The 21742-nt window shown below is 71.7% G+C and carries 17 protein-coding genes and 1 pseudogene; 10 read left to right on the forward strand and 8 right to left on the reverse strand.

The window, feature by feature from the left end; genetic code table 11:
- Positions 1-5 precede the first annotated feature (5 nt).
- Complete coding sequence (locus ACFWXO_RS13375) at positions 6-938, reverse strand: LysR family transcriptional regulator (protein ID WP_375882733.1); 933 nt, start codon at positions 936-938, stop codon at positions 6-8.
- Positions 939-1008: 70 nt separating this feature from the next.
- Between ACFWXO_RS13375 and ACFWXO_RS13380 the strand changes: the two genes are divergently transcribed.
- From ACFWXO_RS13380 to ACFWXO_RS13405, 6 genes are all read left to right on the forward strand, one after another.
- Complete coding sequence (locus tag ACFWXO_RS13380) at positions 1009-2226, forward strand: TDT family transporter (RefSeq protein WP_380523835.1); 1218 nt, start codon at positions 1009-1011, stop codon at positions 2224-2226.
- 720 nt (positions 2227-2946) lie between these two features.
- Entirely contained in the window at positions 2947-3942 is a 996-nt protein-coding gene (locus tag ACFWXO_RS13385) for a LuxR family transcriptional regulator (protein WP_380523836.1), read from the forward strand.
- Positions 3932-4927, forward strand: a complete 996-nt coding sequence (locus ACFWXO_RS13390) for a LuxR family transcriptional regulator (protein WP_380523838.1) — start codon at positions 3932-3934, stop codon at positions 4925-4927. The genes ACFWXO_RS13385 and ACFWXO_RS13390 overlap by 11 nt, the downstream gene beginning before the upstream one ends.
- Positions 4920-5897 carry a LuxR family transcriptional regulator gene (locus ACFWXO_RS13395; protein WP_380523839.1) on the forward strand — a complete coding sequence of 326 codons (978 nt, stop codon included), beginning with the start codon at positions 4920-4922 and terminating at the stop codon, positions 5895-5897. The genes ACFWXO_RS13390 and ACFWXO_RS13395 overlap by 8 nt, the downstream gene beginning before the upstream one ends.
- Positions 5890-6852: a LuxR C-terminal-related transcriptional regulator gene (locus ACFWXO_RS13400; protein WP_380523841.1), complete on the forward strand. Its 963-nt coding sequence runs from the start codon at positions 5890-5892 to the stop codon at positions 6850-6852. Before ACFWXO_RS13395 ends, ACFWXO_RS13400 begins: the two co-directional genes overlap by 8 nt.
- Positions 6845-7816, forward strand: a complete 972-nt coding sequence (locus ACFWXO_RS13405; RefSeq protein ID WP_380523842.1) for a LuxR family transcriptional regulator — start codon at positions 6845-6847, stop codon at positions 7814-7816. The genes ACFWXO_RS13400 and ACFWXO_RS13405 overlap by 8 nt, the downstream gene beginning before the upstream one ends.
- Before the next feature lie 7 nt (positions 7817-7823).
- Here the strand turns inward: ACFWXO_RS13405 and ACFWXO_RS13410 are convergent, their stop codons facing one another.
- The 6 genes from ACFWXO_RS13410 to dnaK all read right to left on the reverse strand — a co-directional run bounded on the left by ACFWXO_RS13410 (position 7824) and on the right by dnaK (position 14629).
- Positions 7824-8444, reverse strand: coding sequence for a hypothetical protein (locus ACFWXO_RS13410; RefSeq protein ID WP_380523844.1), 621 nt, complete (start codon positions 8442-8444; stop codon positions 7824-7826).
- A 564-nt stretch (positions 8445-9008) separates the two neighbouring features.
- On the reverse strand, positions 9009-10010 hold the full coding sequence (locus ACFWXO_RS13415; protein WP_380523846.1) for a hypothetical protein: 1002 nt from the start codon (positions 10008-10010) through the stop codon (positions 9009-9011).
- A gap of 211 nt (positions 10011-10221) precedes the next feature.
- Positions 10222-10734 (reverse strand): heat shock protein transcriptional repressor HspR, encoded by a 513-nt coding sequence (locus ACFWXO_RS13420; RefSeq protein WP_375882928.1) that lies wholly within the window; start codon positions 10732-10734, stop codon positions 10222-10224.
- Positions 10735-10783: 49 nt separating this feature from the next.
- Positions 10784-11941, reverse strand: a complete 1158-nt coding sequence (gene dnaJ, locus ACFWXO_RS13425; protein WP_375882710.1) for a molecular chaperone DnaJ — start codon at positions 11939-11941, stop codon at positions 10784-10786.
- Positions 11942-12164: 223 nt separating this feature from the next.
- Positions 12165-12785 carry a nucleotide exchange factor GrpE gene (gene grpE / locus ACFWXO_RS13430; protein ID WP_375882708.1) on the reverse strand — a complete coding sequence of 207 codons (621 nt, stop codon included), beginning with the start codon at positions 12783-12785 and terminating at the stop codon, positions 12165-12167.
- Complete coding sequence (dnaK, locus tag ACFWXO_RS13435) at positions 12782-14629, reverse strand: molecular chaperone DnaK (RefSeq protein ID WP_380523849.1); 1848 nt, start codon at positions 14627-14629, stop codon at positions 12782-12784. Before dnaK ends, grpE begins: the two co-directional genes overlap by 4 nt.
- Before the next feature lie 351 nt (positions 14630-14980).
- On the opposite strand from dnaK, the gene ACFWXO_RS13440 reads away from it, so the two are divergent.
- From ACFWXO_RS13440 to ACFWXO_RS13455, 4 genes and pseudogenes are all read left to right on the forward strand, one after another.
- Positions 14981-17203 carry a (Fe-S)-binding protein gene (locus tag ACFWXO_RS13440; RefSeq protein ID WP_380523851.1) on the forward strand — a complete coding sequence of 741 codons (2223 nt, stop codon included), beginning with the start codon at positions 14981-14983 and terminating at the stop codon, positions 17201-17203.
- A 356-nt stretch (positions 17204-17559) separates the two neighbouring features.
- Positions 17560-18624, forward strand: a pseudogene (locus tag ACFWXO_RS13445) (sugar phosphate nucleotidyltransferase); the annotation flags it as partial.
- A gap of 327 nt (positions 18625-18951) precedes the next feature.
- A complete protein-coding gene (locus ACFWXO_RS13450; protein ID WP_380523853.1) occupies positions 18952-19887 on the forward strand; it encodes a Yip1 family protein in 936 nt (311 codons plus the stop codon).
- A 132-nt stretch (positions 19888-20019) separates the two neighbouring features.
- On the forward strand, positions 20020-20910 hold the full coding sequence (locus tag ACFWXO_RS13455) for a metal-dependent hydrolase (protein WP_380523855.1): 891 nt from the start codon (positions 20020-20022) through the stop codon (positions 20908-20910).
- 127 nt (positions 20911-21037) lie between these two features.
- On the opposite strand, the gene dcd is transcribed toward ACFWXO_RS13455, so the two are convergent.
- A complete protein-coding gene (gene dcd / locus ACFWXO_RS13460) occupies positions 21038-21613 on the reverse strand; it encodes a dCTP deaminase (RefSeq protein WP_375882696.1) in 576 nt (191 codons plus the stop codon).
- Positions 21614-21742: the final 129 nt, after the last annotated feature.

Here is a 21742-nt window from a genome sequence, read left to right on the forward strand (position 1 = left end):
GGGGCTCAGCCCTTCCGCCGCAGGTGCTGGCGGACGCTGCGCCGGGTCAGGCCCAGCAGCTCCCGGGCCGGCCCGCCCGGCCGCTGCCCGGCCGGCCACACCGCGCGCAGCGGCCGCCGCAGGTCCAGCTCCTCCGCCAGCGGCACCTCGACCAGCCGCCGGGTGGCCAGCTCCTCCACCACCGCCAGCTCGCTCAGGCAGACCGGCCCCGCCCCGGTCATCGCCGCCCCCTTCAACGCCGTGGACGAGGCCAGCTCCATCCGCGGCTGCACGGCGCCCCCGTACGGTGCCAGCGCCGCCTCCAGCACCTCCCGGGTGCCCGAGCCGGGCTCGCGCAGCACCAGCGGGGTGGCCGCCAGCTCCGCCCCGGTCAGCGGCGTGCGGCGACGCGCCCAGCGGTGGCCGGGCGCCACCACGACCACCAGCCGGTCCGCCGCCACCACCGCGCCGGCCAGTCCGGGCGGGGTGGTCGGACCCTCGACGAAGCCGAGGTCGGCGTCCCCGGCCAGCACGTGCCCGGCGACCTCCGCCGAGTTCGCCGTCCGCAGCGTCACCGCCGTCCCCGGACTGGCCTCGGACAGTGCCAGCAGCCAGCCCGGCATCAGGTACTCGGCGACGGTCAGACTGGCCACCACCCGCAGCTTGGCGTCCCGCCGTTCGCGCAGCGCGTCGATCCCGGCGTCCAGTGCCTGCGCCGCCTCCACCACCTGGCGGGCCCACTCGACCACCAGCCGCCCCGCCTGGGTCGGCCGGCTGCCCCGGGGCGAGCGCTCCAGCAGCGGGACGCCGATCTGCCGCTCCATGCCCTTGATCCGGGCGCTCGCGGTCGGCTGGCTCACGCCCAGCTCGGCCGCGGCCCGGCCGACGCTGCCCAGCCGGGCCACCGCGAGCAGCAGTTCCAGGGCGCCCAGTTCGGGGACGTGCGGAGAGAGGGGCATAGGTTCAGGCTATGCCCTCATAGAACCCGCGGCGCTACCGGCGGCCGGGCCGCTCGGCGACGGTGGAACCATGTCCACCTCGGCCGATGTCCGCCCGCTCACCAGCCCCGCCGCTCCTGCCCGCTCCTCCGAGCAGCCCCGGCCGTCCCGTCCCCTCCGCCCTTCCGGGCCCTCCCGCGACTCCCACGGCTCCCACGGCTCCCGGTTCTCCCCGCTCTCCCGGCTCTCCCGCCTCGACCTGGCCCAGCTCGGCCCCAACTGGTACGCCGCCGTGATGGGCACCGCGATCGTGGCCAACGGCGCCGCCGCCCTGCCGGTCCAGCTGCCCGGGCTGATCGGCTTCGGCGAGGTGATGTGGGCGCTCGGCGCGACGGCCCTGGTGCTGCTGGCCGGCGCCCGCCTGGTGCACCTCACCCGGCACCGCGAAGCGGCCCGCGCCCAGCTGCTGGACAACCCGGCCACCGCCGTCTTCTACGGCTGCCCGCCGATGGCCCTGCTGGCGGTCGGCCTCGGCACCCTGCTGCTCGGCTCCCGGGTCATCGGCACCGGGCCCGCCGTCGCCCTGGACGCCGTGCTGTGGGGTGTCGGCACCCTCTACGCGCTGACCGTCGCGGCCGGCATCCCGTACCTGATGATCACCCGGCACCGGGTGTCCGCCCTGGAGGCCAACCCGACCTGGCTGCTGCCCGTGGTCGCCCCGCTGGTCGCCTCCGCCTGCGGCCCGGCCCTCGTCCCCCACCTGCCCGCCGGAACGCCGCAGGAGGCCATGCTGTACGGCTGCTGGGCGCTGTTCGGGATCGGCCTGCTGGCCACCCTGGTGCTGCTGCCCGTGGTCTTCACCGGCCTGTTCCACAGCAAGCTGCCCACCCTGGCGCTCACCCCCGCGCTGTTCCTGGTGCTCGGCCCGCTCGGCCAGTCCGTCACCGCGATCCACCAGCTCGCCGACGCGGCCCGCCCGGTGCTGCCCGCGCTGGCGCCCGTCCTGCTGCCGCTGGCCGAGCTGTACGGGGTCGCCGTGATCGGCGTCGCGATGCTCTGGCTGGCCGTCGCGCTGACCGCCAACCTGCGCGCCCGGCGGGCCGGGATGCCGTTCGCGATGACCTGGTGGGCGTTCACCTTCCCGGTCGGCACCTGCGTCACCGGCGCCGCCGCGCTCGCCCGGCACACCGGCTTCGGCGGCTTCACCGGACTCTCCGTCGGGCTCTACCTGCTGCTCGGCACCGCCTGGGCGCTCGCCGCGACCGGCACGGCCACCGGGCTGCTGCGCGGACGGCTGCTGGCGCGCTGAGCCGGGGCGGCGGGGCGGGGTGCTGTCTGCCGGTCTGCCGGTCTGCCGGTGGGTCGGTCTGCCGGTCTGCCGCTAGCCCGGTCGGCCGCAGTGCGGGCTGAGCTGCGACGACCCGCACGGCGGCCGCCGCACTCAGGAGCACGCCGCCGTTGCAGGAACGCGCAGCTGCACGATGGCGGTGCCCGGCCGACCGCCGCGCGCCGCCCGTACCCCCCGCTGGCCTCGGCCTTTACCGGAATCCCCGCCCCCGCCCGCGGCCCCGCGCCCGCTGCGGGATGCAGATAGCTGCAATTGCGTGAACCTGCACTCGGGCGGCACTTGTTCACCGGCCGTCACACTGTGAAGGTGGAGGTACGCCAGGTCGTCCGGGCACCGCAGTCCGATGGTGGCGACCAGCTCTTCAGAACTGACCACGCGGGCAACGTCCCGCACGCGTGGAACGGGGGGGAAGAGCCCCGGCCGGGATCCATGTGTGGTGATGGAGCCCGAACCGGTACCGGCGAGGCGTTGCTGCTCCGCCTCGACGGAATCGCCCTGACCTGGCGTACCGATGGCGGCCCCCGGGACCCCGTGTGCGACGGCACCCGGACCCGGGGGCCCGCCGTCCGACCGGTAGCGTGAGACGCCCGGCCACCGGTGCCCGCGGACCGCGCAACCCGCGGCCCCGCGCGTACGGACCGGGACAGCAAGGGGAGAGGCGTCCGGCAGGGAGAGTACGACGTGACGGCGGAACCGGCGGTCGCGCCGCACCAGGCGGTACCCGAGGGCGAGGAGCCCGACGAGGCCGCCCGACAGCTCTACCTCGCGGTCATCGCCGAAGGCGGCCGCATCCCGTTCGCCGACGTCACCGACGCCGACCGGGCCGCGCTGCGGCAACTCCTCGACATCGGCCTGGTCATGGTCAACCGGATGGACCGCTGCTACACCGCCGTCAGCCCGCGCTCCGTCAGCGACCGGGTCGGCGCCGAACTCCGCAGCGAGGCAACCCGGTTGCTGGTCCGCGCCGAGAACCTCCCCGGCGCCCTCGACGGCCTCACCCGCGCCTACGACGCGATGCCCCGCCCGTCCGGCACCTCCGGCGGCGCGGTCTACGTCGAGGGCCACGTCCACATCCGCCAGCGGATCTCCCAACTGGTCTCCGACTGCCGCTCCGAGGTCCTCACCGCCCAACCCGGCCACCGCCCCGCCGACACCCTCCAGGTCGCCCTTGCCCAGGACGTCCAACTCCTCCAGCGCGGCTGCTCCCTGCGCACCGTCTACCAGCCCGTCGCCCTCGTCGAACCGGCCGCCCTCGCCTACGCCGAGAAGGTCACCCGGCACGGCTCGCAGATCCGCGTCCTCGACGAACCCTTCCAGCGCCTGATCGTCTTCGACCGCAGCGTCGCCGTCATCTCCGCCAACGACGACAACAGCACCGCCGCGTTCATCAGCGACCCGGCCACCCTCGCCTTCCTGATCGGCGGCTTCGAACGCGACTGGGCCCGCGCCGACACCGCCGAGGCCGCCGCCGCCCTCGGCCAGGGCCCCGCCCGCACCATCCCCGACCGGGTCGGCCGCCTGCTCGCCCGCGGCCTCACCCAGCGCGCCGTCGCCACCCGCCTCGGCCTCAGCGAACGCACCGTCGCCGGCCACATCTCCCGCCTGCGCGACCGGTACGGCGCCCAGACCCTCTTCCAGCTCGGCTGGCTGATGAGAGGCGCCCGCGATGACCGATGAGCCCGGCCCGGCCGAGCGCGCCCTCTACCTCGACGTCGTCCGCGCCGGCGGCCGGCTGCGCCCCGAGGACCTCGCCCCCGCCGACCGCGCCACCGTCGCGGCCCTCGTCGCCCGCGGACTCCTCACCCCGACCGCCACCGGCTACACCGCCGCCAACCCGCGCGCCCTCGGCGACCGGCTCGGCACCGAACTCCGCCTCCGGGCCACCCGCCTGCTGGTGCACGCCGAGCGGCTGCCGGGGACCCTCCAGCCGCTCTCCCAGGCCTACGAGGCGCTCCACCGGCCGTCCGGGTCCGGGGAGGAGGGGGCCGGCGACGCTGCCCGGCCCGACGGCGGCGGGGGCGTGGGCGTGGGCGGGGCCGGTGTGGGCGGGGCCGGTGTGGGTGCCGCCGCCGTCCGCCAGTGCATCTCCGAACTCATCGCCGAGTGCCAGGAGGAGTTCCTCGCCGCCCGACCCGGCCACCACTCCGCCGAGGCCCTCCAGACCAGCCTCGCCCAGGACCTCGCCCTGCTCCGGCGCGGCTGCTCGATGCGCACCCTCCACCAGCCCGGCGCCCTCGACGACCCCGCCACCCTGCGCCAGGTCGCCCTCCGCAGCGGCGAGGGCGCCGAGGCCCGGGTGCTCGCCGAACCGTACGAACGGGTGCTGGTCTTCGACCGCTCGGTGGCCGTCATCCCCGCCGTCGAGGACCGCAACCGCGCCACCGTCGTCACCGACCGCACCACCGTCGCCTACCTGGTCGCCCAGTTCGAACGCGACTGGACCCGCGCCACCCCCGCCGACCGCAACCTCGGCGCCCCCCACCCCACCACCGTCCGCATCGGCCGCCTGCTCGCCCGCGGCCTCACCCAGCGCGCCGTCGCCACCCGCCTCGGCCTCAGCGAACGCACCGTCGCCGGCCACATCGCCCGCCTCCGCGAGCGCTACGGCGCCCAGACCCTCTTCCACCTCGGCTGGTACCTCCGCGGGGAACGCCATGGCTGACCCCACCACCCTCCTCGCCGCCACCCTCCCGGACGCCGCCGCCCGCGCCCTCTACCTCGCCGTCCTGCGCGAGGGCGGCCGCATCCGCGCCGAGGAGGTCGGCGCGGGTGACCGGGAGGCACTCGGGCGGCTGGTGGAACTGGGTCTGCTGGTACCGCAGTTGCTGGACGGGTGCTACAGCGCCGTCGACCCGCGCGCGGCCACCGAGCGGATCGGCAGCGAGATCCGCCGACAGAGCATTCGCCTGCTCGCGGAAGCAGAGCAACTCCCCGAGCTGATGGGCGAACTCACCCAGGCCTACGACACCAGCCCGAAGCGGCGGAGCGACTCGGCCGGGGTGCGCTACGTCACCGGGCTGGAGGAGATCCGTTACGAAATCGACCGATTGACCGAGGAGTTGCCCGGAGACGGCATGTCGGCCCAGCCCGGCGGCCCCCGCCCGGCCAACGAGATACCGGACTCGCTACGGCGCGCCCGCCGCTTCCACGAACGCGGCGGCACCGTGCGTTCCCTCTACGAGGTTTCGGCCAAGTACGACCCGCCGACCGTGCGCTTCGCCGCCCAGGTGTCCCAGCTGGGCGCCACCACCCGAGTCCTCGCCGTACCGTTCAGGCGCTTCCTGGTCTTCGCCCGCACCGTCGCCATCATTCCCGCCGCCGCCGACTACAGCACCGCCGCCGTGGTCGACGACCCCGCGACGGTTGCCTTCGTGGTCGACACGTTCGAGACGCTCTGGCAGCAGGCCGAAGGCGTCAACTGGGCTGCACTGGACGACGGTTCCCTCGACTCCGCCGTCCACGAGCAGGTGGGCCGCCTGCTGGCCCGCGGGCTCACCCAGCGCGCCATCGCCACCCGCCTGGGCCTCAGCGAGCGCACCGTGGCCGGTCACATCGCCCGCCTGCGCGAGCTGTACGACGCCGACACGCTGTTCCAACTCGGCTGGCAGATGCGGGGAGTCCGTGATGCCTGAGCCGGTACTCGACCTGCCCGATGCCACCGCGCGCGAGCTCTACCGGGCGATCCTGGCCGAGGGCGGCCGGATCCGCATCGATGAGATCCGCCCCGAGGACGAGGCCGCCGTCCAACAGCTCACCGAGCTGGGACTGCTCATCTTCCGTATCCCCGACAACGCCTACAGCGCTGTGAACCCGCGGGCCGTCGGCGAGCGCATCGGCGCGGACCTGCGGGAGGAGAGCGCCCGGCTCCTCGCCCGCGCCGCCGCCGTCCCGGACCTGCTGGACGACCTGACCCAGGCCTACGACACCGCGCCCCGTCGCGCCGCGTCGGGCGGAGGCGTACGGCGGGTGGCGGGACTGGAGCAGATCCGGCACCTGATCGGCCAGTTCGTCAGGGACCACCCGCACGGGTTGCTGGCCGCTCAACCGGGCCCGGTGCATCCCCGGGCCCACCGGGATGACTCGCTGGCCCACACACGGCGCTACATCGAGCGCGGCGGCACGGTCCGTACGCTCTACGGCCCGCAGGCCCGGTCGGACCGGGAGCACTTCGAGTTCGCTGCGGAAGCCACGAAGGCGGGCTCGCAGGTCCGTGTCCTGGACGCGCCGTTCAACCGGATCATCATCTTCGACCGCACCGTCGCCCTGCTGCCCGCAGCCCCGGAGAACAAGGTGGCCGCCGTCGTGGAGGACCCGGCAGTGGTGGCACACCTCGCGGACGTCTTCGACCAGCAGTGGCAGCAGGCCGAGGTGGTGGACTGGGCGTCACTGGCGGCGGGCAGTTCGCCTTCCGCCCAAGAGCAGGTGGGTCGCCTGCTGGCGCGAGGGCTGACCCAACGCGCGATCGCCACCCGCCTGGGCTTGAGCGAGCGCACGGTGGCCGGTCACATCGCGCGCCTCCGGGAGTTGTACGACGCCGAGACCTTGTTCCAGCTCGGCTGGCAGATGCGCGGATCCCGTGATGCCTGAATCCGACCTGCTCGATGAGGGCGCCCGCGAGCTCTACCGCGCGATCCTCGGGGAGGGCGGCCGGATCCGCATCGATGAGATCCGCCCCGAGGACGAGGCTGCCGTGAAGCAGCTCGCCGACCTCGGCCTGCTCGTCCTCCGCGCAGCGGACGGGTCCTACAGCGCGGTGAACCCCCGCGCTGTAGGCGAGCGCATCGGTGCGGACCTGCGGGAGGAGAGCGCCCGTCTCCTCGCCCGGGCCGCCGCCGTTCCGGACCTGCTGGACGATCTGACCCAGGCTTACGACACCGCGCCCCGTCGCGCCAACCCCATCGGTGGGACTCGTCGGGCGGTGGGGTTCGACCAGATTCGGCACGTGATCGCCCAGTGCATCCGGGACTACCCGCACGAGGCGCTGGCAGCCCAGCCGGACAGGATCCACCCGCCGGCGCACCGAGTGGACTCGCTGGTGCAGACACGCCGTTACGTCGACTTCGGCGGGTCGATCCGGACGCTCTACGGTCCGCAGGCCCGGATGGATCCGGACCATGTCGAGTTCGCAGCGCAGACTACGAACGCGGGCTCCCGGATCAGGGTCCTGAAAACGCCGTTCAACCGGATCATGATCTTCGACCGCACCGTCGCCCTGCTGCCCGCATCCCTCGACAACAAGGTGGCCGCCGTCGTGGAGGACCCGGCGGTGTTGGCACACCTCGCGGACGTCTTCGACCAGCAGTGGCAGCAGGCCGAGGTGGTGGACTGGGTGGCGCTCGCGGGCGGTTCCCTCGCCCCGGCCGCCCACGAGCAGGTGGGGCGTCTGCTCGCCGGGGGTCTCACACAGCGGGCGATCGCCAGTCGCATGGGGCTGAGCGAACGGACCGTGGCCGGTCACATCGCCCGGCTGCGTGAGGTGTACGACGCCGAGACGCTGTTCCAGCTCGGCTGGCAGATGCGGGGAGCGCGGACGGGGGAGTCCGGTGGGTGAGCCCTGCTCAGCCGGTGGCGGCGCCGGTCGGCCAGTAGCCGGGAACGGAGGTCTGCTGCTGCCGGGGGACGTTGAAGCGGTCGCCGGGGGCGGTCCAGAAACCCTCGCGGAGGGAGAGCGCCATGCCGGCCCAGTCGAGGGCGGTCTCCACGGTGTGGTGGAGGGCCTCCTGGGACCAGGTGTCGTCGAAGACCAGCGGCAGGACGGGGGCGACCTGCTCGATGGTGGCGATCAGCGGGTTGTGGGTGATGGCCTCGTCGACGAGCAGGACGATCGGCTTCCGCAGCGCCGACGCCCAACCGAGTTCGAGGCTGACGCCGGCCGAGAGCGGGGCGCCGACGTAGGCGAACACCAGGTCCGCGGACTGGAGCGCCCGGAAGTCGGAGGGGACCCGGGGCTCGGGCGCCCGGCCGGCGACGGTCCAGGCGTCGCTGTGGTGCGCGCTGTACACGGCGGCACCGCTACGCAGGAGGGTGGTGCGGAGCGTCGTCAGCCGCGTCCGGCTGGCGAGCGTCACCACGCTGTCCGCGGGGCCGGTCAGCCGCATCAGCGGCGCGGCCAGGAACACACGTGCACGCCGACCCTCAGGGGCCTGGCTGTCGTTGTGACGCAGGTAGGGCTCGGTCATGTCGACTCCGGGGGAAGGCCGACCGGGGGAGAGAATGTCGGCTATGCGTTGAATGTGGGCTGCTCTATGGAGTGGTGCTGCTGGTGAACGGCTTCGCATTTGACGGTACATTGGCAAGATGTGGCGTCCTGCCGGACCATCGGGAGCGAACTGATCGTCCATCGCATGACGCCTTCACGTCCAGGTTCACGAGGTGGCATCTGGATGCCTGGCAGGGAGATGACGCACGCATGAGGCATGGGGATGGCGTTGTTCCATGGCTATACGGCACTATGGGGTCGCGCGTTCCATAGCTGGTGATTAGTTCGATACGGTGGTTTGAGGGAAGTGGTTGGCTGATGTCTCGCATCCAGCGGCACGTCCGAAGGGTCGTGCTTGCGGTTGTCGTTGGTGTGGCGATGCTGGCAGCCGTGTGCTCCTCGCTCTCTCAGGATCGACACGTGACTCCTGGGCGCATTGCTGCCGTTGCGCTCATCCAGAACGACATCAACTGGACATAAGGGATTCGACAGTCATCGGCGATTCGCGGGTGATGCCAAGTCCCGCCAGTGCGGCCGGATGCCGTCACGGTTGAGTCGTGGATCCCTGTGCCGACCGTCCGAGAACGTAGCCCAACTGGAAGAGCGAATCTACGTTGTAGTCGTCCCGCATCTCCGCTATGTGGCGTGCCAAGGTTCTTTCGCTAATTCCTAGGCGACGCGCGATCACGCGATGGTTTGTTCCTGCGAGAAGAAGCTCGATGATCGTTTGCCGGAGCCTGGAGATGACTTCCTGTGGCACCGTTCGATTTCCGCTGAATTCAAGCGCCCGGGCCCAGTTGCGCTCGAACACCTCGTCGGCGAGGTATTTGATGACGGATTGATCGTATATGAAAGCCGCAAGGCTCATGTCATCGGCGACGGGAATGACGGCTATTCGACGGTCAATGATAATGAGTCTGGTATAGGGTTCATCCAGGGTGCGGAACTGTGACCCCGCTGCGGTCAAAGTGGTCACATAGTCCCTGGTCGGCTGGTGGTATCGCGTGCTCGCGTGATAGATGGTTCGCATGCTGGCGCCAAGGCGGAGGACCTCAAGGTCGGGCTCGACGCTTGCGGCGAGTACGTCGGGCGGGCGCGGGCCACCGGGCTGCATTGCGAGTGCCTCCGATAGTCCCTTCTCGGTGGACTGTCGGAGTCTCTGATTGATGAGCGCTTTTCCTCGGACGTATTCGATTGGGCCACCGATTTGGCTCGGCGAGTGAAATCCTTCGGAAAGCTCGTTCAGTTCCGTGGGTATTGAAATTGCGCGGGACAGCAGATCAAGCGCCTGTCGCTGCCAGCTGAGGCTGAGGCTTATGGAAAGTTGAGCCGGGTCGACTGCGACGAACATTCCGGGCTCGTCGATATCGGGAACCAGGAGTCCGATTTTCACCAGCTCGTCGAGCGCGTCCCGAGTGGCTGATTCTTCATCCTTCCGAATTGTCTTGCCGCGCTTCTGGATGGTTGCCAGGAATAGCTCTCGAGCTGCGGGTGACAGGATGCGAGATCCACTCGCTGGAAGGCCCGCCTGTTCCCGGCCGCTCATGTTCTCTCCCTGCCATTTGCTGGACAAGACGGTTGGTGAAGCTTGTAGGGGTTATTGAGTGTGATGTTTTGAGTCGTTCGGCTCGCGCGGTTTGAGCCTGCTGATGGACCCGGACCACCCAGCGGACAGCCACTCTCTCACCACACGCCAGCCGCCGGCACCCCCCGAACAGGAGGGAGCCGGCGGCTGGTGGTGCGGTGCGGGCCCCGGGTCAGCGCTTGGGGCGCCAGACGACGAGGGCGCTGGATTGGGGGGTGGGGGGCTGGTAGGGGACGAGGTCGCGGCGGTAGGAGGCGTGGACGGCGGCCTCGCGCTGCTGGAGGGCGGTGGCGGCGCCTTCGAGGGAGTCGGCCAGTTCGGTGATGCGCGACTGGAGGGCGCTGACCTGGTTCTCCAGCTCGATGATCCGCTTGATGCCGGCCAGGTTGATGCCCTCGTCCTGGGAGAGCCGCTGGACCTCGCGCAGCTGCTGGATGTCCCGGGCGGAGTAGCGGCGGCCGCGGCCGGCGGTGCGGTCGGGGCAGACCAGGCCGAGGCGGTCGTACTGGCGCAGGGTCTGCGGGTGGAGGCCGGAGAGTTCGGCGGCGACCGAGATGACGTACACCGGGGTGTCCTCGGTGAGGACGTACTGCGGCGCGGACGCGGCGCGGCGGGGGCGGCCGCCGGCGGGGTTGCCGGGGAGGCCTTCGCCGAGGCCCGGGCCGATCGGGCCGTTGGAGGCCATCGGGTCCATCGGGTTCGTCGGGTTCAGCGGGTTCGGGGACATCTGGTCGTCACGCTCCCTTCGCCGCCCGGAAGAGAGCGGCTCGTGGGTCGTCGGAGGCGGTGGCCTCGCGGTACTGCTCCAGGGCGTCCAGCGCGTCACCGGCGACGTGCTGGGGGACGACGACCTCGACGGTGACGAGGAGGTCGCCGCGGGTGCCGTCCTTGCGGGTGGCGCCCTTGCCGCGGGCGCGCATGGTGAGGCCGTTGGCGCTGCCCGGGGGGAGCTTGAGCTTCACGGCGGGGCCGTTCAGCGTGGGCACCTCGATGGTGGCGCCGAGGGCGGCCTCGGGGAAGGTGACCGGGACGGTGACGGTGAGGTTGTCGCCCTTGCGCCCGAACACCGGGTGGGGGTCGACGTGCACGGTGACGTAGAGGTCACCGGGCTGGCCGCCGCGTTCGCCCTGGGCGCCCTTGCCCTTGAGCCGGATCCGCTGGTCGGCCTGGACGCCGGCCGGGATGCGGACCTGCATGGTGCGGGCGGAGCTGGCCCGGCCGCTGCCGTGGCAGTCGGGGCACGGGTCGTCGACGATCATGCCCCGGCCGCGGCAGTCCTTGCAGGGCTCGGAGAGCGCGAAGGCGCCCTGGCCGCGGCTGACGGTGCCGGCGCCGACGCAGGTCGGGCAGACCCGGGGGGTGGTGCCGGTCTTGGCGCCGGTGCCGTTGCAGAGCCGGCAGGGGGCCTGGCTGGTCATCCGCAGCGGGACGGTCGCGCCGTCGACGGCCTCCTCGAAGGAGAGCGTCACCTCGGTCTCGACGTCGGCTCCGCGCCGGGGCTGGGCCTGCCGGGCGCCGCCGCGGTTGAAGAGGCCGCCGAAGACGTCGCCGAGTCCGCCGCCGCCACCGCTGCCCTGGTTGCCGTTGAAGAGGTCGCCGAAGTCGAAGCCGTAGCCACCGGCGCCGCCGGGGCCGCCGGTGCGGAAGCCGCCGTTGGCGAAGAGGCTGCGGGCCTCGTCGTACTCCTTGCGGCGCTTCTCGTCGGAGAGGACGTCGTACGCCTCGGAGATGTCCTTGAAGCGCTCCTCGGCCTTGGCGTCGCCCTTGTTCGCGTCCGGGTGGAACTCGCGCGCCAGCTTGCGGTAGGTCTTCTTGATCTCGGTGGCGGTGGCGTCCTTGGGCACGCCGAGGACCTTGTAGTAGTCCTTCTCGACAAAGTCCTTGCCGCTCATGCGCCCACCTCGCTCCGCCCGGAAGCCGCTGAGCGGTTCACGCACCCCTCGATGGTTCGCTCGCTGTGCTCGCTCACCGCTCCCGACACCTCCCGATGTCCATCGTCACTGCGCTGTCAACAGCCGCCGGAAGAAGCGCTGCTGACAGCGCGCTGCGGAGCCGGCCGCCGTACTGGCCGGCGTACGACTCCGCAGCGCACTGGTTGTCAGCTGTCACAGGTTGTCAGCTGTCCGAGCCACCGTCGGACTTGTCCTTCTCGGCGGACTTCGCGTCGGCGTCCGGGCCGGGCGTCGTCTGGGTGCCGGGCTGGGGCTCGGCCACGGCGACCATCGCCGGGCGGATGATCCGCTCGCCGATGCGGTAGCCGGGCTGGAGGATCTGGACGCAGGTGTCCTCGGTGACGTCCGAGGAGTAGCTGTGCATCAGCGCCTCGTGCTGCGTCGGGTCGAAGGGCTCGCCCTCCTTGCCGAACTGCTGCAGGCCCAGCTTGGCGACGACCATCTCCAGGGAGTCGGAGACGGACTTGAAGCCGCCCGTCACCTCGCCGTGCTCACGGGCGCGGCCGATGTCGTCCAGGACGGGGATCAGGGACTCCAGGATGTTGGAGACCGCGATCTCGCGGACGGTCAGCCGGTCGCGCTCGACCCGCTTGCGGTAGTTCTGGTACTCGGCCTGCAGTCGCTGCAGGTCCGCGGTGCGCTCGGCCAGCTCGCGCTTGGCCGTGGAGAGCTCCTCGGGGGTCTCGCCGGCACCGGCCGAGGCGGCTTCCTCGGCGGCCTTGATCACGGCCTCCTCGGCGGCGGAGTCGTCGCCGGGCTTGCCGCCCTGCGGCTTGTCCGTCATGCCGACGCACCGCCCTTGGGCTTCTCGTCGTCGACGATCTCGGCGTCGACGACGTCGTCCTCCTTGGCGTGGGCGGAGTCGCCGGCCGCGGCGGCACCGGCACCGGCGGCGTCGGCGTTGGCGTAGAGCGCCTGGCCGAGCTTCTGGGCGGTGGTGGAGACCTTCTCGGAGGCCTCGCGGATCTTCGCGATGTCCTCGCCCTTGAGGGCTTCCTTGAGCTCGCCGATGGCGGTCTCGACCTCGGTCTTGACGTCGGCCGGCAGCTTGTCGGAGTTGTCGGCGATGAACTTCTCGGTCGAGTAGACGAGCTGCTCGGCGGAGTTGCGGGTCTCGACGGCCTCGCGGCGCTTGTGGTCGTCCTCGGCGTACTGCTCGGCCTCGCGGCGCATGCGGTCGACCTCGTCCTTCGGCAGCGAGGAGCCGCCGGTGACGGTCATCTTCTGCTCCTTGCCGGTGCCGAGGTCCTTCGCGCCGACGTGCATGATGCCGTTGGCGTCGATGTCGAAGGTGACCTCGATCTGCGGCAGGCCGCGCGGCGCCGGCGGAAGGCCGGTCAGCTCGAACATCCCGAGCTTCTTGTTGTACGCGGCGATCTCGCGCTCGCCCTGGTAGACCTGGATCTGCACGGACGGCTGGTTGTCCTCGGCCGTGGTGAAGATCTCGGAGCGCTTGGTCGGGATCGTGGTGTTGCGCTCGATCAGCTTGGTCATGATGCCGCCCTTGGTCTCGATGCCGAGGGACAGCGGGGTGACGTCGAGCAGCAGGACGTCCTTGACCTCGCCCTTGAGGACACCGGCCTGGAGCGCGGCGCCGATGGCGACGACCTCGTCCGGGTTGACGCCCTTGTTGGCGTCCTGGCCGCCGGTCAGCTCCTTGACGAGCTCGGCGACGGCGGGCATGCGGGTCGAGCCACCGACCAGGACGACGTGGTCGATCTCGGAGAGCGAGATGCCGGCGTCCTTGATCACGTTGTGGAACGGGACCTTGCAGCGGTCCAGCAGGTCCGCGGTCAGCTGCTGGAACTGGGAGCGGGTGAGCTTCTCGTCCAGGTGCAGCGGGCCCTCGGCGGAGGCCGTGATGTAGGGCAGGTTGATCGAGGTCTCGGAGGACGAGGACAGCTCGATCTTGGCCTTCTCGGCAGCCTCGCGCAGACGCTGCAGGGCCATCTTGTCCTTGGACAGGTCGACGCCGTGGCCGGACTGGAAGACCTTGACCAGGTGGTCGACGACGCGCTGGTCCCAGTCGTCGCCGCCGAGGTGGTTGTCACCGTTGGTGGCCTTCACCTCGACGACCCCGTCGCCGATCTCCAGCAGGGAGACGTCGAAGGTGCCGCCGCCGAGGTCGAAGACCAGGATGGTCTGGTCGTCCTTGTCCAGGCCGTAGGCCAGGGCGGCCGCGGTGGGCTCGTTGACGATGCGCAGGACGTTGAGGCCCGCGATCTCACCGGCCTCCTTGGTGGCCTGGCGCTCCGAGTCGTTGAAGTACGCCGGGACGGTGATGACGGCGTCGGTGACGGTCTCGCCCAGGTAGGCCTCGGCGTCGCGCTTCAGCTTCTGCAGCACGAAGGCCGAGATCTGCTGCGGGTTGAAGTCCTTGCCGTCGATGTTGATCTTCCACCCGGTGCCCATGTGGCGCTTCACCGAGCGGATGGTGCGGTCGACGTTGGTGACCGCCTGGCGCTTCGCCACCTCGCCGACCAGGACCTCGCCGTTCTTGGCGAAGGCGACGACGGACGGCGTGGTCCGCGCGCCCTCGGCGTTCGTGATGACGGTGGGCTCGCCACCCTCCAGAACGCTGACGACCGAGTTCGTCGTACCGAGGTCGATGCCGACCGCGCGTGCCATCGTAGATACCTCCACGGAAGAGTTGAGCTTTACAGGCTCAAGGATGCACGACCCGGCGGGCATCGTCAACAGCTATGAGTGTTCGGCGCTCAACTTTGCTGATGCCGGTCCGGAGGGGGCGGGGGTTCCCGGCGCGCGTGGCCCGGGGCGGCGCGCGTGCGGTCACGTGACTGCCGCCATAGCTTGGGAACCTTCTGGAGGACTGTTGGCGACCTGTAATGTCCGGGCCGTCGGCCCGGCAAGTTACCGACCAGTACAATCACTCGGACAACCGCGGTCCCGCAGAACGCAGAACGCAAACCGCAGAACCGCAGACACTGCTCAACCGCAAGCCGCAGGAGACGGAGAGCGATGCAACTAGCAGCGATCGTCATCTCGCTGGTCACGTTCGTGATCGGCACCGCGCTCGCCCTCCGTGCGGCGTGGCACATTTTCAGGGTCGTGCTGACCGGCGCGCCGGACACCACCCGCTTCGGCAAGCCCGCCCAGCGGGTGAAGACCCTCGCGACCGAGTTCTTCGGCCACACCCGGATGAACCGCTGGGGGATCGTCGGCATCGCCCACTGGTTCGTCGCCGTCGGCTTCTTCAGCCTGGTGCTCACCATCGTCAACGCGATGGGCCAGCTGTTCGACGCTGAGTGGGAACTGCCGATCATCGGCAACTGGATGATCTGGCAGCTCTTCGTCGAGCTGGTCGGCACCCTGACCACCCTGGGCATCGCCACCCTGATCGTGATCCGGTTGATGAGCCTGCCGTCCCGGTCGGGCCGCAAGTCCCGGTTCGCCGGCTCGATCGCCTGGCAGGCCTTCTACGTCGAGTACACGATCCTCGGCATCGGCCTGTGCATCCTGATGCTGCGCGCCCTGGAGGGCGCCCTGGCCGGCGTCGACTCGTACGGTCCGGAGCACCTGGTCTCGTACCCGATCACCTCGGCGCTGAGCGGGCTGTCGCACGGCACGCTGGAGAACCTGGTCTACCTGTTCGCGATGCTGAAGATCTGCATCTCGTTCGCGTGGGCGATCACCATCGGCCTCAACCCCTCGATGGGCGTGGCCTGGCACCGCTTCCTCGGCTTCTTCAACATCTACTTCAAGCGCGAGGACGACGGCGCCACCGCGCTCGGCGGGCTCCGTCCGATGACCAGCAAGGGCGCGCCGATCGACTTCGAGGACCCGGCCGACGACGCCGTCTTCGGCGTCTCCCAGGTCGAGCACTTCTCCTGGAAGGGCATCCTCGACTTCTCCACCTGCACCGAGTGCGGCCGCTGCCAGTCGCAGTGCCCCGCCTGGAACACCGGCAAGCCGCTGTCCCCCAAGCTGCTGATCATGAGCCTGCGCGAGCACGTCTACGGCAAGGCGCCGTACCTGCTGGCCGGTGGCGGCAAGGACATGGAGGGCGTCGAGCAGGCCACCGCCGAGCAGCTCAAGGACGTCCCGGCGGCCGCCCTGGCCGAGGCCGAGCGCCCGCTGATCGGCACCGCCGAGGAGAACGGCGTCATCGACCCGGACGTGCTGTGGTCCTGCACCACCTGCGGCGCCTGCGTCGAGCAGTGCCCGGTGGACATCGAGCACGTCGACCACATCGTCGACATGCGCCGCTACCAGGTGATGATCGAGAGCAACTTCCCGACCGAGGCCGGGACGATGCTCAAGAACCTGGAGAACAAGGGCAACCCGTGGGGCATGGCCACCAAGGCCCGCCTCGACTGGGTCAAGGAGCTCAAGAAGGAGACCGGCATCGAGGTGCCGGTGATCGGCGAGGACATCGACCCCGCCGAGGTCGAGTACCTCTACTGGGTCGGCTGCGCCGGCGCCCTGGAGGACCGCGCCAAGAAGACCACCAAGGCCTTCGCCGAGCTGCTGCACACCGCGGGCGTGAAGTTCGCCATCCTCGGCAAGGAGGAGACCTGCTCCGGTGACTCCCCGCGCCGCCTGGGCAACGAGTTCCTCTTCCAGATGCTCGGCGCGCAGAACGTGGAGACGCTGAACGCCGCGCTGGAGGACGCCCCGACCAAGCGGATCGTGGCCACCTGCCCGCACTGCTTCAACACCATCGCCAACGAGTACCCGCAGCTCGGCGGGCACTTCGAGGTGATCCACCACACCCAGCTGCTGCAGCACCTGATCGACGAGGGCAAGCTCGTCCCGGTCAACCCGGTCGAGGGCCTGATCACCTACCACGACCCCTGCTACCTGGGCCGCCACAACAAGGTCTACAGCCCGCCGCGCGAGATCATGGACAAGGTCCCCGGTCTGCGCCAGCAGGAGATGCACCGCCACAAGGAGCGCGGCTTCTGCTGCGGCGCCGGCGGCGCGCGGATGTGGATGGAGGAGCGCATCGGCAAGCGGATCAACACCGAGCGCGTGGACGAGGCGCTGTCGCTCAACCCGGACATCGTCTCCACCGCCTGCCCGTTCTGCCTGGTGATGCTCTCCGACTCGGTCAACGGCAAGAAGAACGAGGGCGCGGCCAAGGAGCACCTCAAGGTGGTCGACGTGGCCCAGCTGCTGCTCGACTCGGTGAAGGCGACCCCGCCGGCCGAGGCCGAGGAGCCCGCGACGGTGGACGCGTAGCCGTGGACGCGTGGACGGTGGGCACGTAACCGCGGTCACCGCGGTCACCGCGGTCACTGCGGTCACCGTTCGCTGTTCGACAGTTCTGCAACAACCGCCCGGTCCGGTGGACGCCGCCAACGCGCCCGCCGGGCCGGGCTTTCCGGTGGCCCGGGCGACGGTCGGCGGTACGGCGGGCGGACGGCGAGTGACGTCAATCGCACGGCCGCCGGACGGGCATTCGGTCGGAAGGAAATACAGTAGGCGCCGGACCGGCTGCGAGCCGGGCGACCCGTTCAGGACGGGTTCGGACCACTGACGGAGGTATCGGCCCGCCGGGCCGGGCCGCGGAGAGCACAAGGGGAACAGCGCAGACCATGACCGAGGCGATCATGCTCGTCGGTGGTAAGGGCACGCGACTGCGTCCGCTGACCACCCACACCCCCAAGCCGATGCTGCCCGTGGCGGGCGTCCCCTTCATCGCCCACCAGCTGGCCCGTGCGGCCGCCGCCGGGGTCACCCGGGTGGTGCTGGCCACCTCCTACCTGGCCGAGGTGTTCGAGGACCACTTCCAGGACGGCACCCCGTACGGGATCGAGCTGGTCTACCTGACCGAGCGCGAGCCGCTGGGCACCGGCGGGGCCATCCGCAACGCCGCCTCCGGGCTGACCTGCGGCCCGGACGAGCCGGTCCTGGTCTTCAACGGCGACATCCTCTCCGGCCTCGACATCGCCGCCCTGCGCGACGGCCACGTGGCCGCCGGGGCCGACGTCACCCTGCACCTCACCCGGGTGGAGGACCCGCGGGCCTTCGGCCTCGTCCCGACCGACGCGAACGGGCGGGTGCTGGAGTTCCTGGAGAAGCCGGAGACGCCGGAGCAGATCGTCACCGACCAGATCAACGCCGGCTGCTACGTCTTCACCCGCTCCGTCATCGACCGCATCCCGGCCGGCCGCGAGGTCTCCGTCGAGCGCGAGACCTTCCCCGAGCTGCTGGCCACCGGCGCCCTGCTGCGCGGTGTCGTCGACACCTCGTACTGGCTGGACCTCGGCACCCCGGCCGCGTTCGTCCGCGGCTCGGCCGACCTGGTGCTCGGCAAGGTCGACTCCCCGGCCGTGCCCGGCCCCACCGGTGACGCCCTGCTGCTGCCCGGCGCCACCGTCCACCCGGGCGCGGTGCTCAGCGGCGGCACCGTGGTCTCCGCGGACGCGGTGGTCGAGGCCGGCGCGATCGTCGAGGGCAGCGTGATCCTGCCCGGCGCCGTGATCGGCCCGGACACCCTGGTCAAGGACTCGATCGTGGGCGCCTACGCCACGGTCGGCGACCGCTCGGCCCTGGACGGCGCGGTGATCGGCGACGGCGCGATCGTCGAGTCCGACAACGAGCTGCCCAACGGCATCCGGATCGCCTGCGGCACCCTGCTGCCGGTCGGCGCCGTCCGCACCACGGCCGGCCCGGGCGGCTGCCCGGCCGGCACGGCCGCGGCCGTCTCGGTGCACGGGCCGTCGGTCACCGCCCAGCGCTGACGGCTCCGCAGCGGCCCCGGGCGTCCTCGCCGGACGACTTTCGGACCCGTTCGTCTCAGGCTCGCTGCAAACCGGCCCCGGCTCCGTCCGGGGCGGACGCGCACTGGGCCGGACGGGTACCTTCGGAGCGTGGCTGGTAATCGATACGACAGCGGTCAGGGTGCCGACCGTCCGCACGGCGGATGGTCGGCGCCTCCGCCGCCGCCGGGGGCGCCCGGGGGGTACGGGCGGGCGGACGGCCCCGTGGACGGGCCGGAGTACTTCACGGCCGCACACCCGACGGCAGCGCCCGGCGGGCCGGGCACCCCGGGGACTCCGGGCACCCCGGGCGGCGGCGCGGGCGGTCCCGGGTCCACGGTCGGTGACGGGTACGACCCGTACGCGGCCGACCGGCCGGGCAGCACCCGGGCCTTCCCGACGGCCGGCGACCCGTACCGGGGCGGCGCCCCGTACGGGCAGCAGCAGCCGCCCTACGGCCAGGGCCACGGCCAGGGCCACGGCCAGGGCCAGTACGGCTACGACGGCGGCGGCTACGGGCAGCAGCCGCCGTACGCCCAGGAGCAGCAGCCCCCGTACGGCCAGGACAACGTCACCGTCTACCGCGCCGGCGGCCAGTCCGCCCCGCACGTCAGCGGGCCCCGGCCGCAGTGGCGCGAACTGTTCGTCGGCATCTTCCGCACCCCGACCGCGATCTTCGACCGCACCCGCGACCACCAGGTCTGGCTGCCCGCCCTCAGCGTCTCGCTGCTGTACGGCGTGCTCGCGGTGCTCGGCATCGGGCTGACCCACGACGACATCGTCAACTCGACCTTCTCGGTGGCGCTGACCGGCCTGCTCGCCGCCGCCATCGGCTTCACGGTGGCCGGTGCCGTCTTCGGCGCGGTCACCTACGCGCTGGCCCGCCAGCTCGGCGGCGACGGCCCGTGGAAGTCGACGGTCGGCCTGGCCGCGCTGATCGGCTGGCTGACCGACGCGCCCCGGCTGCTGCTCGACCTGGTGCTGCCCTCGGGCAGTGCGGTGGTGCAGGTGGTCGGCTGGGCGACCTGGATGCTCTGCGCGTACCTGCTGACCACCATGGTCCGGCGGGTGCACGACCTGCCCTGGGGCAAGGCGGCGGCCGCGGCGGCGCTGCAGCTGCTCGCGCTGCTGGTGCTGATCAAGCTGCCGACGCTCGGGTGACCGGGCGGCAGCGGCCGGCGTGATCAAGGTCCCTGCCGCCGCTGCGGGGCCGACAGGCAGAATGGTGGGCAGGTCCGGCCGGAAGGCCCGGGCCCGCCCACCCTCGTTCGTCGACCACCAGCGGAGCCAGCCATGACCCTCCCCACCACCCACGTCAGCTTCCCGGCCGGGGCGGTGACCGGGGAGTCCCCGGTGCTGGCGGTGCACCCGCTGGCGGACGGCCGGTACGCGGTGGTGACCACGGCGACCCCGTTCCACCCGCTCGACCACACCTGGCCCGACCAGCCGGCCGACCACGGCACCCTCACCGTCGACGGCACCGAGCTGGCCGTGGTGGACTGCCTCACCGGCGCGGTCGGCCCGGACGGCGGCGCTCCGCTGGTCGGCGCCGAGATCCCGGTCAAGCGCGGGGACGAGGAGTGGTCCTGGCTGGTCCTGCACGTCCTCGCCGCCGACCCCGGCGACCTCGTCGGCCGTACCGCCGCGCTCGCCGTCGACACCGAGCGCCGGGCCGCCCTGAGCGCCTCGCACAGCGGCTGCCACCTGCTCGCCCTCGCCCTGAACGCTGCGCTCGCCCCGCGCTGGCGCAAGGACCCGGGCCGTTCCGACGCCTTCGGCAACCCCGACTTCGACAGCCTCGCCATGGCGAGCTCGGTGATGGACACCCAGGCCAGCACCGACACCTACCGGCTCGGCAAGTCGCTCAAGAAGAAGGGCTTCACGGTCGACGCCACCGAGGAGTTCCCCGCCCTCGCCGACGCCCTGCCCGCCCTCACCGAGGCCGTCAACGCCCGGCTCGCCGCCTGGGTCGCGGCTGACGCCCCGGTCCGGATCGACGTCCCCGGCCCCGAGCTGACCGCCCGCCGCCAGTGGCACTGCGAGCTGCCCGAGGGCGGCGCGCAGATCTTCTGCGGCGGCACCCACCTGCACCACCTCGGCGAGCTCGCCGAGCTGCGCACCGAGCTGCGGCTGTCCGAGGACGGCGCCGAGCTGGTCGCCGTCACCAGCCCGAAGCGGGCCTGACACCGCTCGGGCGGCTGTCCGGCTCTGCTGGTTGTCCGGCTCCGCAGCCGTCCGGAAACGCCACGGGCGGCCACCCCCGGGCCGAGGGGGTGGCCGCCCGTCGTGCGTGCGCTCTGCCGCGGCTCGGTCAGACCTCGCTGCGGTGGAAGTTCAGGTACGAGCGGGACGGCGTCGGGCCGCGCTGCCCCTGGTAGCGCGAGCCGTAGCGCGCGGAGCCGTACGGGTGCTCGGACGGCGAGGAGAGCCGGAACAGGCACAGCTGCCCGATCTTCATCCCCGGGTAGAGCTTGATCGGCAGCGTCGCGACGTTCGACAGCTCCAGCGTCACGTGACCGCTGAAACCCGGGTCGATGAAGCCCGCCGTGGAGTGGGTGAGCAGGCCCAGCCGGCCCAGGCTCGACTTGCCCTCCAGTCGGGAGGCCACGTCGTCGGGCAGCGTGATGACCTCGTACGTCGAGGCCAGCACGAACTCGCCGGGGTGCAGGATGAACGCCTCGTCGCCGTCCGGCTCGACCAGCCGGGTCAGGTCCGGCTGCTCCTCGGAGGGGTCGATGTGCGGGTACTTGTGGTTCTCGAACACGCGGAAGAAGCGGTCGAGGCGCACGTCGATGCTCGACGGCTGGATCATCGACGGGTCGAACGGGTCGAGGGCGACCCGGCCCAGGTCGATTTCGGTCCGGATGTCCTTGTCAGAGAGCAGCACGCTTCGAGGTTACGTGCACGACGGGGGGGGGGGGGCCGAGCGCCGCGGGGGCGCGGGGGGCCGCCCGGGCCGGGGCGCGCGGCGAACCGGCGCCCCCCCCCCCCGCGCCCGCCCCCGCTGGGGGGGGCA

The organism is Kitasatospora sp. NPDC059088 (assembly GCF_042738155.1).
GTDB lineage: Bacteria > Actinomycetota > Actinomycetes > Streptomycetales > Streptomycetaceae > Kitasatospora.